13 protein-coding genes are annotated in these 13,901 nt (G+C 60.4%); 8 read left to right on the top strand and 5 right to left on the bottom strand.

What is annotated here, in order from left to right:
• Window positions 1–424: 424 nt before the first annotated feature.
• The 3 genes from ACFQU1_RS05805 to ACFQU1_RS05795 all read left to right on the top strand — a co-directional run bounded on the left by ACFQU1_RS05805 (window position 425) and on the right by ACFQU1_RS05795 (window position 6,068).
• Window positions 425–898, top strand: coding sequence for a hypothetical protein (locus tag ACFQU1_RS05805; RefSeq protein ID WP_378130249.1), 474 nt, complete (start codon window positions 425–427; stop codon window positions 896–898).
• A 233-nt stretch (window positions 899–1,131) separates the two neighbouring features.
• Window positions 1,132–1,761: a hypothetical protein gene (locus ACFQU1_RS05800; RefSeq protein ID WP_378130247.1), complete on the top strand. Its 630-nt coding sequence runs from the start codon at window positions 1,132–1,134 to the stop codon at window positions 1,759–1,761.
• A complete protein-coding gene (locus ACFQU1_RS05795; protein ID WP_378130245.1) occupies window positions 1,758–6,068 on the top strand; it encodes a calcium-binding protein in 4,311 nt (1,436 codons plus the stop codon). Before ACFQU1_RS05800 ends, ACFQU1_RS05795 begins: the two co-directional genes overlap by 4 nt.
• A 287-nt stretch (window positions 6,069–6,355) precedes the next feature.
• Here ACFQU1_RS05795 and ACFQU1_RS05790 read toward each other — a convergent pair whose 3' ends face one another.
• A complete protein-coding gene (locus ACFQU1_RS05790; RefSeq protein ID WP_378130243.1) occupies window positions 6,356–7,825 on the bottom strand; it encodes a glycosyltransferase family 4 protein in 1,470 nt (489 codons plus the stop codon).
• A 456-nt stretch (window positions 7,826–8,281) separates the two neighbouring features.
• On the opposite strand from ACFQU1_RS05790, the gene ACFQU1_RS05785 reads away from it, so the two are divergent.
• Window positions 8,282–9,160 (top strand): methyltransferase type 11, encoded by an 879-nt coding sequence (locus ACFQU1_RS05785; protein ID WP_378130241.1) that lies wholly within the window; start codon window positions 8,282–8,284, stop codon window positions 9,158–9,160.
• Between the two features lie 66 nt (window positions 9,161–9,226).
• On the opposite strand, the gene ACFQU1_RS05780 is transcribed toward ACFQU1_RS05785, so the two are convergent.
• The 3 genes from ACFQU1_RS05780 to ACFQU1_RS05770 all read right to left on the bottom strand — a co-directional run bounded on the left by ACFQU1_RS05780 (window position 9,227) and on the right by ACFQU1_RS05770 (window position 11,040).
• Window positions 9,227–10,039: an FkbM family methyltransferase gene (locus ACFQU1_RS05780; RefSeq protein ID WP_378130239.1), complete on the bottom strand. Its 813-nt coding sequence runs from the start codon at window positions 10,037–10,039 to the stop codon at window positions 9,227–9,229.
• A gap of 307 nt (window positions 10,040–10,346) precedes the next feature.
• The gene (locus ACFQU1_RS05775) at window positions 10,347–10,724 is read right to left on the bottom strand and encodes a hypothetical protein (RefSeq protein WP_378130237.1); all 378 of its coding nucleotides are present in this window, start codon (window positions 10,722–10,724) and stop codon (window positions 10,347–10,349) included.
• Between the two features lie 31 nt (window positions 10,725–10,755).
• The gene (locus ACFQU1_RS05770) at window positions 10,756–11,040 is read right to left on the bottom strand and encodes a hypothetical protein (RefSeq protein ID WP_378130235.1); all 285 of its coding nucleotides are present in this window, start codon (window positions 11,038–11,040) and stop codon (window positions 10,756–10,758) included.
• A 61-nt stretch (window positions 11,041–11,101) separates the two neighbouring features.
• Here ACFQU1_RS05770 and ACFQU1_RS05765 point away from each other — a divergent pair, with 61 nt between their 5' ends.
• The 4 genes from ACFQU1_RS05765 to ACFQU1_RS05750 all read left to right on the top strand — a co-directional run bounded on the left by ACFQU1_RS05765 (window position 11,102) and on the right by ACFQU1_RS05750 (window position 13,386).
• Window positions 11,102–11,788, top strand: a complete 687-nt coding sequence (locus ACFQU1_RS05765; RefSeq protein ID WP_378130233.1) for an autotransporter outer membrane beta-barrel domain-containing protein — start codon at window positions 11,102–11,104, stop codon at window positions 11,786–11,788.
• 403 nt (window positions 11,789–12,191) lie between these two features.
• The gene (locus ACFQU1_RS05760; protein WP_378130231.1) at window positions 12,192–12,713 is read left to right on the top strand and encodes a hypothetical protein; all 522 of its coding nucleotides are present in this window, start codon (window positions 12,192–12,194) and stop codon (window positions 12,711–12,713) included.
• A 28-nt stretch (window positions 12,714–12,741) separates the two neighbouring features.
• Window positions 12,742–12,987: a DUF982 domain-containing protein gene (locus ACFQU1_RS05755; protein ID WP_378130229.1), complete on the top strand. Its 246-nt coding sequence runs from the start codon at window positions 12,742–12,744 to the stop codon at window positions 12,985–12,987.
• 84 nt (window positions 12,988–13,071) lie between these two features.
• Window positions 13,072–13,386 (top strand): hypothetical protein, encoded by a 315-nt coding sequence (locus ACFQU1_RS05750; RefSeq protein ID WP_378130227.1) that lies wholly within the window; start codon window positions 13,072–13,074, stop codon window positions 13,384–13,386.
• Between the two features lie 69 nt (window positions 13,387–13,455).
• Here the strand turns inward: ACFQU1_RS05750 and ACFQU1_RS05745 are convergent, their stop codons facing one another.
• Window positions 13,456–13,794, bottom strand: coding sequence for a glycine zipper domain-containing protein (locus ACFQU1_RS05745; protein WP_378130225.1), 339 nt, complete (start codon window positions 13,792–13,794; stop codon window positions 13,456–13,458).
• Between the last annotated feature and the right edge of the window lie 107 nt (window positions 13,795–13,901).

Raw genomic sequence — 13,901 nt, 5'->3', positions numbered from 1 at the left:
GCCGCGCGCCCATGCCGGAGGCGCGTCCCCGCCATCGCTATTCTTGTGTAGGCGCCGCGCAAGGTCATCTTTAGCAGTGCGGGTTGCTAGACTGATGGTAGTCGCGCCAGATCTCTGCTGCAATAGCATTAGGTTAAAACCGTGATAATTCGCGCAAAAATACGGACATTGATCCCTCATTGTTAAATAGACGCGCGAAAATCCCTCCATAGTATAGATGGTTGTTGTCGGATAAAGTGTATCTCGTTGATATATTTCAGAGAATGTTTTCTGAGAGATCCATTCCGTGATATGCACTGCCAATCATGCTGAAACATGAGGAGTCGCGAAGATGTATTGTGCGATTTGAAAATCAGCACGTTAAAGTCGTTGGAAGCTTGCCAGCGATCAATGCTGCAGTCTGCGGTCATTCTAGGGCATTCGCATGAAGATCGACTGGTTCGGGCTGCGCAACTCTGCGGTCTTCGCTTTGCCTCTTGCGGCCAATGCCGCCGTCACGGCCGGGGTGGTCGTTGCCGCACAGCGCGCACTGGCAGCATCGCAATGCGGCATACCTTTGCCCTGGAGTACGCAGACGATCGTCGAGTTGCTGCAAAGACTTTATCCCGCCGCCTGGCGCTTCGACAGAAAATCTCTGTGGAGAGGAGTAATTGCTGCCCCGTTTGCCGGGGCTATATGTATAGTTACCGCAGTTTATGTCGTTCGTACCATGAGACTGATTAATTTCATAACCGACAAGAATGAAGCTATTCCGAACTTCGACGGAATATATACAGATATGTGGAGATATTATTTGGCATCACTACTTGGATTTAGTTTATTCATCGTATTTTTGATTTGCATTACCTCGGGAATAACAATGTTGAGCTACTTGATCCGGTCAAGGGGAGATGCATGACGACGACAGCCAGAGAATGCGAAGGACGGGCAGGGTGTTGCCTCGGAAGCCGAAGACATCATTGGGGCGCATACGGCAATAATCTGGGCTCAGAAGGAGGTGTTGAGCGAAGCGCTGGATGCGGTTGGCGACGCGAAAGTGAGCGCGGCATTAAAAGGCCAACACGATAGCTGAGTACTGCGCGTTACCCCACCCGTCGCCGGCTTGGGACGTGCTCAATTCCGGAGCGTGGCATGAAAATAGACTGGATAGGCCTGCGTTTTCTTACGCCACTTGCTTTGCCTCTGGCGGCCAATGCTGCCGTCACGGCCTGGGTGGTCGTTACCGTACAGCGCGCACTGGCGGCGTCGCAATGCGGGATCCGCCTACCCTGGAGCGCAGAGACGACGGTCGAGTTGCTGCAAAGCCTTTATCCCGCCGCCTGGCGGGAGGTTGAAACGCTGCGCCGGCTGTCGTCGCCCTGCATTGCCAGCCTACATGCCGACGTGGCCGCGGCCTTTCTCGTTGCATCACTCGGAGCGGCTGTCTTGGTGCTGTTGTTGCTGCCGCTCGCCTCGGCAGAGTCCTTAAAAAGAAGGGCGGTGGGCGGAAAGGCTTTGCGGCGGGGGGTGCTAGCGGCCCCATTATGCTTCACGCTTAGTATTGCTATGCTGTATTCAGTTTTATATGGAAACGGAATTATAAATTTTACTTATAATCGTGATAGAATAAGGCCAATATTTGACGAAATCTATATAAATTTATGGGGCTACTGGAGCGCCTCTATAGGGTATGTTGGCTTTTTTTCTGAGCTGCTTATACTTTCTGTAGCTTACGGATTATTGATGGCGAAAGTTTTTCTGAGCTCGAGGGAAGCCGCGTGATACCAGCAACCGCAGAAAAGCCCACCGATGGGAAGAACGTTGCTTCAGGTGTCAAGGACGCCTTGGATGCGCATTCGGCAATAATCTCGACTCACAAAAAGGCATTGGGTGCTGCACTGGACGCGGCTGGCGACGCCCATTTCGGCGCAGTGTTGAAGAGCATGGCCAAGGCGACGGGCATTTTTGGCGCTGTTGCATCCGTTGGGCTCGGCGCCGCAGCGGACGGTCCAAAAGGCGCTGTGGCCGCAGCGGCAGGCGTTGTCGGTGGCACAATCGCCATGGGGATAGCAGGTGCGTTCTTCACTCCGCTGCTCGGAGTTGTGGGAGCCACGGTGCTCGCCGGTGCGGCCGCATATGCTGCGAGCAACCAGGTCGAAAATCTTGTCAAGAATTGGATGCAAAAGCGAGCATCCCCGATGGTTGACCGTGACATTGCGCAGGACACGGCACAATCCGGTTCGAACCTGCCGGAGAAGGTGGTGCCGACGATTGCGCCTCCGGGCACGATTTCCGGGCCGATAAGTCCTCAGAAGGCAACGCCATATGATTATGCTCACGCCGCTCCCGGCAGCGAAGGCGGGGGAACGACGGGCCCCGGTGTTGGCGACACCACCGGCGCGGGCCAATCGGCGAGCACGGGCCCTGGTCATGGGGCGAGCACCGGTGCGGATAGCGGAGGCGGCACGGGGGCCGGCCGGGGCACGGGGTCCGGCCATGGCGGAGCTTCCAGCGGAGGCTCTGGCCATGGAGGAGGCTCCGGCCGAGGTGGGGGTTCGTCAGGGCGTGGTGGTGGCGCCTCCAGCGGGTCGCCGCCGTCGGGCGATACCTCTGCCAACGCTGCTTCGTCGTCCCGAGGAGGGGCTGAGAGCACCTCCGGTTCGGTGGGCTCGGCCGCCAGTGACGCCGGCGGCGGTCACAGCCTCGGCGGTGGAGGTTGGGGCGGCCTCGGCGGCGATGACGGCGGTTACGCCTGCTGCCCCATCCTCTTCGATCTCGACGGGGACGGCATCGAGATCATCCCGCTCGATGAATCCCTGACCTTCTTCGATTATAACGGCGACGGCATCATCGGCCGCACCGCCTGGGTGGGGGAAGGCGACGGCATTCTGGTCATCGATCTCGACCACAGCGGCGGGCGCTTCGGCGACGGGGTCATCGACCAGGCCAGGGAATTCGTCTTCAGTCTCTGGGCGCAGGGTCCGGTGAGCGACATGGCGGCGCTGCGGGCACGGTTCGACACCAACCGCGATGGCGTGCTGTCGCCGGCAGACCACACCTTCTCTCTGTTCCGGGTTTGGGTCGATCAGGACGGCGATGCCGTCACCGATCCGGGCGAGCTCAAGACCCTCGCCGAGCTCGGCATCACCCGGATTCCTCTCACGCATAACGGGCAGGGCCGCCAGTTCGCCGACGGCTCCAAGATCTGGGGCACGACGGAAGCCATGCGCGCCGACGGGTCGCGGGTGACCGTTGCCGACGCGGTCTTTGCGATCGGCCGCGACAACGCCGGCCTGCTGGTCGCGGAGAATGGCGTAACGGCGCGGCTCGGCGACGGCACGGAGCTCAAATGGTATTACGGCAGCGGGGGACGGCCGCTGGCCGAGACTCTGGGGCAGCAGGGCTACCGCGCCGCAACCATTGCTCAGGATGATGGCACACGTCTCACGGCCTTCTATGCGCCGACCGGCGCGCTGACCGCGCTCTACCACCACGACGGCAGTGGCCGCATCCGCAGTTTCGAGGCTCGGTCGGACGGCCGTTTCGCGCGATATGATTTCGACGGCGCCGGGGCGCTGAGCGCCGTCAGGCTCATCGGCAATGAACAGCCCGATAGGCTGCGCGGCGGCGACGAATGCGACCATTTCGAGGGACGCGGCGGCAACGACATTCTCCATGGCGGTGGTGGTGACGACGAACTCCTCGGTGACGATGGCAATGACCAGATCGAGGGGGAGGGCGGCAACGATAGCTTGTGGGGCGGAACCGGCGAGGACACTCTGATCGGCGGCGACGGTGACGATCAGCTCGATGGCGGTGCGGATAACGACGCGCTCGTGGGCGGCCGGGGCCGCGATAGGCTCGACGGCGGCGCCGGCGACGACGCTCTCCGCGCCGAGGAGGGCGATGACGTTCTCATGGGTGGCCACGGCAACGACCGACTGAGCGGCGGGGCCGGTGACGACAGTCTCGACGGCGGCGATGGGGACGACGAGTTATACGGTGATGAAGGCGATGATAGCCTTGAGGGAGCCGCGGGTTTCGACAGGCTCTGGGGAGGCGCTGGCAACGACCAGATCAGCGGAGGAGCCGGGGACGACGTCCTCGATGGCGAGGCGGGCGACGATCGTCTCGACGGGGGCGCGGGTAACGACCAGCTGATGGGCGGCGAGGGGAATGACACCCTCGACGGTGGCGCTGGCCACGATGTGCTCATGGGCGGGGACGGCGACGACGAGCTGGTCGGCGGCGCAGGCAATGACGTTCTCGACGGCGGTGCCGGGCGAGACACTGCGGTCCTCTCCGGACGTCGGGTCGACTATGACATCACCCTGCAAAAGGCGGTCGGACGCTACACGATTGTCGATAAGCGAGCCAAAGCGCCGGATGGAACCGACCTGGCGGACATCGAGATATTCCGGTTCTCCGACAGGGAAGTCGCGGCGGCGGATCTGGACTATTTCATTGCCGAGGATCGCAACATCGCCTGGACGATCGACGGTAGCGATGGCACCCGGACTGTTCTGGGCTGGCAGGTCGATGACGAGAAGACGTGGGAAATCTACGTCAAGCATTTCGATGCAATGGGAAGGCAAATCAGCCAAACGAGCTTTCACAAGGACGGGTCACGCGTCGCCCAAGCTTGGGACGTCAACAATACGACGAACTGGGCAAGTTATTCGCAGGACTATGACGGCGCCGCGCGCCTCGTCAAGCAAGTGAACGTGAACGACAACGGCACGAAGGCCGAGCGGCAGTGGGACGCTGCGGGTGAGCATGGATGGTCGCACATCTTCGTCGAATATGATGCTGCCGGTCGTCGAACCGCTGAAAGCGTATTTCATGACGACGGTCGGCGAACGACCCATGTCTATGATGCAGCCGGCGTGGAAAGCTGGTCGGTGATCGGCCAGAACTTCGATATTGCCGGGCGTAAGACCGACGAGACCGTCTATCACGATGATGGCAGGCGCACCGTGCATATGTACGACGTAGCCGGCGCCGAAGCTTGGTCGACGATCGGCCAGACCTTTGATGCGGCCGGACGCAAGACAGATGAGACCGTCTACCACGATGATGGCAGGCGCACTGTACATGTGTTCGATGCGGCCGGCCTGGAAAGCTGGTCGGTTATCGGTCAGAATTTTGATGTGGCAGGACGCAAGACAGATGAGACCGTCTACCACGACGACGGCAGGCGCACTGTACATGTGTTCGATGCGGCCGGCCTGGAAAGCTGGTCCTCAATCGGGCATAACTCGGATGCAGCCGGGCGCAAGACCGACGAGACCGTCTATTATGACGACGGCACGCGTAAGACGAATGTCTGGGACGTCGGCAACGCCAACCCATGGCAGGATTACGAGGTTCACTACGACGGCGTCGGCCGAGAAACATGGAAGAGAACAAATTTCGACAACGGTCATCATAGAATAGAGCAATGGGACACGGACAATAGCCATCCGTGGTCTTACATCGACCAACGGCAGAACGCCATGGGGCGGTCAACAGGATTGACGGTGCTGGACAGCGGTCGGATCATCTCCTCGAGAACGCCTGTAGCGCTGGACCTCGATGGCAACGGGCTCGACATCAAGCTGCTCGATCAGTCTGACGCCGAGTTCAACTGGGCGGGCGATGGCACCCGGCGCCGTACGGCCTGGGTCGGCCCGCAGGACGGCATCCTCGCGATCGATCTCGGGGCCGACGGCCGTGCGGGGCCTGACGGAGTGATTAACCTGCCGCGTGAACTGGCCTTCGTAGAATGGGCCGAAAGCGCCGGGACGGATCTTGAAGGTCTACGCCTAGCCTTCGATAGCAACGGCGACAGTACTTTTGACAGCCGCGACAGTCGGTGGACCGAGTTCAGGATCTGGCAGGATAAAAATCAGGATGGGCACGCTGACACAGGGGAGCTGCGCGCCCTCGATGAGATCGGTATCGTCAGCATCGAGTTGACGGCAAATCGCATCGATACGCTCAATTATCCGGATGGCTCCGCAGTCATCGGTATATCATCTTTCCTCCGTGGCGATGGTCGAGTTGGCGCGGTCGGTGATCTCATCTTGAGCTATGAGGCCGGTGCGTGAATCGGTGAGTGATAACAGGCGCTAACCAGCTTGGGAGCGCCCTCTCAACCTTGCGGCCAATACGCGCGATGCCATGCCGCAAGGCAGCGGCTTGTATCGAGACGCAGGAGTCGAATGAATTTCTGATCGCGGCCACGCGAGCGGGCGACACCTCGTTCACGCCCTCTGACGGAGCAGTCAACCAGGCAGCAAGCAGGCTACACATCAGAGCAGGTGAACGATTTCCCCGGGGACGGCGCTGCTTTAAGGCCACGCCGCAGTTCCGCGGGTAGTGGTTCAACCAGCTATCATTTCTTCATCTTTCCACCCATCGCTTGCATCTGGCCGGTGAAGAAGTCATGCCACTTGTCCGCGACTGCGAGCGTTGAAAAGCGCTTTAGAACTCTTGCGCCATTCTCGACTAGGTCTAACCTCCTCTCGTGGTTCTCCGGCTCGTCCAACAGGCGAATCGCGCATTCGGTGATTTCACTCGGGCTGTAAGGGTCCGCGAACAGCGCGGCGTCCTCGAGGCTCCATCGGAACACGGGCGAGTCGGACACAACGACCGGCGTTCGCATTTGGAGTGCTTCTAGCGGTGCGTATCCGAAGCCTTCAGCGTAGGAGGGAAAAAGGCAAAGCTCAGCCGCCTCATAGAGGACTTGCAGTTCCTGGAATGGCACCTTCTGAATGTGCAGCAGGTTGCCGTTGAGAACGTGCGGTCGCATGAATTCTAGAATGGAATCCATATTCCATCCGTCATTTCCCACCAGGACGAATTTGATGTCCTTTCCAGTCGCAATGCGTAGGCGTTCCCAAGCTGCTATCGCTGAATTGAAATTCTTTCGAGGCTCAAGAGAGGAGACACTGATGATAAACCTGATCTTACTTTCTTGGCGTAAAGATCGGTCAATTGACCTACGCAAACTTACGCCAGCCGAAGAACTGTTTTCTATATTCAAAGCACGAAACGACATTCTTTGAGCGATGATGTCGTGAACAGGCGTTCGGTATTTCGGCGGAGCTACCGACTGGATGGCGCATGGTATGACGATCGCATTTTCACCGGCGCCGGGCGCGACGTTATCTAGATCGTCTACGCTCATTGGGGAATTGCATACAAACAAGCTATCTTTAGCGCAGCTGTTGGTAAACCCATGATGGAAAGCAATATCGAGCGGATGCCCGACAGTATCAGAATGCGTCATTGGAATTGCGTCGTGGTAGCGGACAACCTTGTGGATGTGCGCAGGCACCCTGAGTGGGCGCGGCATCGGAAGCAAAACGGCGTCCCAGTTTCCGGGGAGCAGCTGCTTTTCACGCAGGAGGGGCAAGAACAACGTTCTATCGACCAGCTGCTGAATTGTCAGGTCGGCTACTAAAAACTCCGATTCAAGAATCCTTGCCCGTTGCTGGGCAGGCAGCGTCTTCTGGAACGCTGTACGCCATATCATGTCCGTCTTGAGCCAAGTCGGCACGTTGGCTGCGCTATGGTTTGCCGTCGCCGCGGCGGCAAGCTGGCGGAACCTGCCGTAGATTCGACGGGGCAGGGAGCCAGATGGTTCGCCGATAGACCCTGCGCTGACCGCCCTGAGTACGGTGGCTACCCGGCTGTCATTCGCTACCTTGGCGTGCAGGTTTGGCATAGGGTAGCGGCCGGTGGGATACATCAAGCCACCCACGCTGATGTCCGCATCGTGGGCGAGCATCGAGAAAATAAGTCTGGTGTCTTGAGCAATGCCGGTGAATCCACCGGCTGCCAGCGACAGATCAATGAGCACCCTGCAATTCATGGCAGCAAATGTCTCCACATTAATGAGGCGTCGCCCCTCCCTGGCACGCGCGAAAAAGCGGAATTTAGGGACGGCTTACCTGACCGGTTGACGCAACGGCAGCGCTGACGATTGAGTCCAACAACTCAACAGACGCCTCTGCGGTTGTCCTCCTTATCGGTGATTGATTCGTCTTATCACGGCAGAAGCCGTAATAAGAATGAAATGCTCAATATATAGACCAAATTTGGGGAGTGGTTCTTATTATACCGTGCAATTCTATGTTCTCCTCCAAATACTCGGATGATAACCACTAGCGAATGTTTTTGGGATGGCCAACCCTTAACGGAAGATCGGCGCTAAATGCCGGATGCTTGCGCGGATAGCCAGTCACTTTGCGCAATCTGGCTCCAAATGTGTCGCGCTATTGTGCTAGAGAAGGCCGATTGAGCAACCGAGGGTTTCATGTTCGATCTAGCTAGCAAGGTTTTAAAGAGAGGGGTGCCCGCTCATTCGACCGTCGGCGTTCGGCCCCATTTGCGCGGCGATCTGCCGACCATGGAGCGGCCGATCTCACAGCTTTGTACGCAGGCCCAGTTCGAATCGCCTGTGTATGACTTTTGGTGCGACCGGATCCGAGAACCGCCAAGGCGGCACAGAAAACAGTGGGAATTCGTCTACATCCTGCATGCCCTGTCCATGCGCGGCATGTTGAACCCGAGCCGTTCTGGCCTTGGGTTCGGGGTTGGTCAGGAGCCGTTGCCCGCGGTCATGGCGCTCTATGGGGCGGAGGTATGCGCCACCGATTTGCCAATCGAGGAGGCGCGCAACGCCGGTTGGGTGTCCACAAGCCAGCACTCTGCTTCGTTGACCGATCTGAATAATCGGGGGATTTGCCCCGGGGGAGCTTTCGCGCGGCTGGTCACGTTCCAGCCCGTCAATATGAATTCCATCCCGCAGGACCTGCGAGGATTTGATTTCACATGGTCATCTTGCTGTCTGGAGCACCTCGGGTCCATTGAAGCCGGTTTTCAATTCATCGAGGCCTCGCTAGAGGCGCTGAAGCCGGGGGGCATCGCGGTTCACACGACGGAGTTTAACTGTTCGTCCGACGACGAGACAATTACGTCTGGCGATACGGTGCTCTACCGCCGCTCCGATATATTGGGGTTCTTGGACCGTATCGTCGCGAAAGGCTACCAGGTATCGGTCACCCTGTCAGATGCTGGCGATCCACTGGATAAACACGTTGACGTGCCACCCTACTCGTCGGACCGCCACCTGCGTCTCCAAATCTCGCGCTATGTCACAACCTCGATCGGGCTGATCATCGAAAAGTCATAGGATGTGCGACAGCTCTCGGTGGCTTCGCCCCGGTGATCGGACGATGCAGCATCAACGTTGGGCGGGTCACGCAATGAACCGCTGAACTCGCTCCGATCTGTCGGAGGGGCATATGAAAAAATACGACATGCCTCCCGCTACATCCCTGAGGTAGCGCGGAACGTCGTCTGGGCGCATTTCGATGAGCTGAGTAGAGTGATTTACCGCGAACAGCCGCTTTCCGGATGTGAGCGGCGCCAGCTGCTCGGGGACCGAACCGTGCCCACTCCAAGCATCGAGAAAGACTTCCAGCAGATAGGCGCAATTTGGTGAGCGCTGGATGAGCGCCCTCCCGCCCTTCAGAATGAGGGGTTCGTAACCCTCCGCATCAATCTTCATAAAATCAACAGACGGCAAGTTCGGCAGAACGTCGTCCAGCCGCCGCACTTGCACGTCAACCGTTCGGCCGCGCACTCCCGAACCAGCTGCCAGCGAGCCCCCACCCATGTTCGCGTAATCGAACCCCAGCTCGGCAGTGCCCTCCTTGTCGCCGAGGGCAACAGTATGCAAGGTACAGTGTCGATAAAACCCATTTATCGATATATTTTCGGCAGTGAACTTGTTTAATTCGGGGTTGGGCTCGAATGCATGCAGGCGGCCCGTTTCACCTATCAATGATCCCAATTTGACGGTGTAATAACCGAGGTTCGCGCCGATATCCAACACCGTCATGCCGGTCGAAACATACGAACATATTACGTCATCGACAAACGTTTCCCACACGCCGCCCAAAACGATCCATGTGGTGATTCCCCGGTCGTTGGTGTTCACGAAAAAGGGTTGACCGGTGGACAGCTGCGTCAGCCCCCAGCCGTTGCCCATGTAGTAGTACGGCCGCATCGACACTCTCCCTAGGCGCGCGGCGGCCAACCCGTCTCGCCGCGACCTTCTCATACTAGCGTCTAACGACGGGCGTTACGCCCGCTCATTCGCCCGTGGGGCGGCATTTTATGAAGACAGCGTAGTAATAGCGACCTCGCCGGGGCGCGCTCTGCTATCCCGGATCGGCGGTTCTCACAGGATACGGAGACGGCAGATCCGGGATAGCAGAGCGCCCCCCGGCGAAGAGTATCTGCCTGGGCTGCTCAATCGTCCAATCAGAAGTAGTGAAGGGCAGGCCCGGTTAGGGATGCCTTTCTTACTGCCGCTAGGAAGTTTTGGCGGGCGCCTTTTGGAAGGATATCCCGCAGTTTTTCTGAACCGAAACCTTCTCGATCGCTTCCATCTCGCCCCTGAGCCGGCTGAGTTCTGCGGCTGTCTGTCCATCGCCTTTGATGGCGAACAGCACCGGCCAGAATACGATCACGCCGACGGTCGTGGCGACGGCATCGTCGGTGCGCTTCCTGTCCTGAATCCCGGCCACTTCTGCCGCGCGCGCCGACACCCGCTCGGCTTCTTCTCCAAGCTGGCGGCAGCTGTAGGACTGATACGGGATAGGTGAAACATAAGCCGCCCGAATGTCCGACGAGCCGGACGCGCAGCCGCCAAGGATGCTCGCGAGTGCGAGCACGCTGATTATACGCATGTAAATAAGCCCCCCACAAAACGGCGGCAACCTAACAGCAGAGCTTAATCGCAGCAACTGGGGCGTCCGGGTTAGGCACCCCTTTTCGTTGGATCATCGCCATGACCGTGACCACTCCGGCGGCGCGGAACGGCGCGGCGGCGCATGCGCCTCCTCCATCGCGCGAGGTAACGCCGATGGCCGCCGCAATTTCGATCCCGGCATCGGCCGGCTCTTGAAGCACGGGGGCGGACCCTCGATCGACCGCAAAGACCCCGGCGAGCAGGCCCGCGGCAAGATTCGGCAGGGGACAGCTGAAGGGCACGAAATGCCGCATCTCGCGGTCTTCTGATTTGCACCGGGCCGCGCAGTAACGCGTTGCCAGTCCGGCTTTCTCTTTGTCCCTATCAGAAATCCTTGTGGGGACGCTCGGCAACGCGGGCTCCTCGGCCGATCTCGACACCTATTATGCGGCGCTCTATGGCGGCGGCCAGTGGGGCCCGCTCGGGATCAGGCTCGGCGCGGCCTATAGCTGGCACGATCTCGATGCGACGCGCGCCGTCATCTTCCCCGGCTTTGGCGAGACGCTGAAAGGGAGCCAGGATGCCAATACCACCCAGGCCTTCGGCGAGATCGGCTATCGCCTGGCACTCGGCGGCGTGGCGTTCGAGCCCTTCGCGGGCCTGGCTTATGTCAACCTCGAGACGGATGCCTTCACGGAAGCGGGCGGGGCGGCCGGGCTCACCGGCTTCAGCGGCAGCGAGGCCGTGACCTTCACGACGCTGGGCCTGCGCGCCGCCCAGCGCTTCGCGCTCGGCGCCACGACGGCGCTGACGCTGCGCGGCACGCTCGGCTGGCAGCATGCCTTTGGCGATACGACCCCGACCGCGTCCTTCCTCTTTTCCGGCGGCAGCCTGCCCTTCACGGTGGCGGGCGTGCCGATCGCCGCGGATGCGCTCGTCGTCAAGGCCGGCGCCGATCTCGCCATCGGCCCGGCGGTGACCCTCGGCGTCGCCTATTCCGCCCAGTTCGCCCAGGACGCCCAGGACCAGCAGCTCAAGGGCGTGCTCAACGTCAGGTTCTGAGGGTGGCGCGACCGCCTGCCCGCTTAACTCGGCGCGCGCCCGGCTGGGCTTCCCCGTTGCCGCGCCAATCACTTTGGCGGGCGTCGAGCGCGGTATGCTGCCTGATGCGTTCACGTTGCCGCGCTCGGCAGCAGCATCGGCCTTCGTAAGGGCATTTCGCGTGAGTGGTTTCGGGGCTCGCTTTGCACGGAGCAATCCGACAGCAACCGTGACATGCCTTTGGTCCTTTGGAAGTTCCTCACTCAAATTTGGGTGGAAGTTCCAGGTCCGATGAATGCTCCCGCCCGTCTCGTCTTCCCGCGTGACCGGCATGTCTGCCATGCCACCGTGACCGTTCGAGCGCGGAGGAACTATTCCCCCTGTCCTCGGTTGCCGATACGCTCGTTGGGTGAAGGGGTTGGCGATGATTGCGCGAGGTCGGATTGCAGTGGCGGGCCTTGTCTTGGGCATGGCGGGTAGTTCTGAGGGAGCCGAGGCCGCGCCGCTCGACCGGTTCACGGGCTCCTTCTCGGCGACGGGCATGGTCGTGGAGGGCCCGAAGGCGACATCTCATCGCGTGACCTGCAATTTTTCGGCGACGCGCCAAGGCAGTCGCGCCATCCTGCTGCGCGGCACCTGCCGCGCCTATCTCATCATCTCCCGCACGATCACCGCCAGCCTGGTGCTCGCGCCCAACGGCAACAGGGTCACGGGCAGCTATACGGGTGCGCGGGTCGGAACGGCCCGTCTGTCCGGGCGCATGCGCGGGAATGCCATCGACGTTGCGATAACCTGGCCGAAGCCGCTTTACGGCGACACCCGCGCCGACATGCGCATTGTGAGCCCGACGCCTGATCAGATGCGCATTGTCGTGACGGACAGGATCGGCGCCAGCGGCCCGGTTCGTACGACGACCGATCTGACGCTCTCGCGCCGGCGGTCCTGATTCCATAGCGAGATGGGCGTTCGTAGCCATGACACGGCTTTGGTTCGATCCCGTTCCGATATGGATGTCCGCCTCGACCTGCCGGCAGGTGTCGAGCGTCGGGGAAGCCGCGCGCATGCTCGTCGAGGAATGGCCGGACGAGTTTCAAGCCAGCGATAAACATACGGAAGCGAAAAAGGCTTGCCTTGCGGCCTTGAAGGGAAAGGGCGACATTGAGACGGCCCGCGAGGCCTTCGTCGAGGCCGCGCGGGAGGCCGGACTGCTTGAGGAATAGGCGGATTGCCGGCTTCGAACGGTCCAGACGCTGCTCAGCCCTTCCGGGCTGGGCGGTGGTGTCCCTAAGTGCGTTAGAGGAACCATGAGCAGAAAAGTCCGGAGCTCGATCGCCGTTGCCCTCACCGCTTCTGTGCTCGCCTTCAGCCCTGCTTTGGCTCAGGGCCGCAGCGACGGCCAGCCCCCATCATCGACCCGGGTCGAGACGCCGAAGAAGGCCAAGCCACAAGTTCGCCGGCAGCCGAAAGCGGCGCCATCGGATGACATGCTGACCGGGCAGGGGCAGTTCCGGCCGCCCAGTCACGACGAGTTGATGCAGGACGGATCCGGCCGGAACGACGCCTTCCAGATCAAGCCGATGCTCCGGCGCGGCGGCGCCGGGGTCGGCATGCCCTTCTGACTAAACAGCTCGTCTCGACAAAGTCCCCCGCCGGCCGAGCCGACGGGGGACTGATTTATGCGCTAGTTCTTACTCGCAGAAAACCTGGCCATATTCGTCCTGATAGCACTGCTGCTGCGGCTGCTGGTAGACGCGGCGCTCCACATAGGTCGTCGGCTGTTGCTGGACGTAAACCCTGCGTTCCGGGGTAGCAGTTGCGCCCATGGTCGCGCCAGCCGTCGTCCCGATGCCCGCGCCCACGGCGGCACCGATGGGCCCGCCCACGAGGAAGCCCACGCCGGCGCCCGTCAGGCCGCCCGTCACTGCGCCACCCGCTGCATTGTTCTCGGCGGCGGTCTGGGCATAGGCCGCGACCGGGGCGCCGATCAGCGTAGCGGCCGTAGCAATCGCAAAAATTGTCTTGCGCATCGTCACATCTCCTTGCGCTGTTGATGAACAATGAACGTCGGTAAACCGGTCCTGTTCCAGATATCGCGTTGCAGAAGGTCACAAACTGTTACAGACAAAGACAAGGC

It is taken from the genome of Chelatococcus sp. GCM10030263, from assembly GCF_042666455.1.
Taxonomy (GTDB): domain Bacteria; phylum Pseudomonadota; class Alphaproteobacteria; order Rhizobiales; family Beijerinckiaceae; genus Chelatococcus.
Note: the sequence above shows the minus strand (reverse complement) of the source record. Positions and strands in the feature narration are given on the sequence as shown.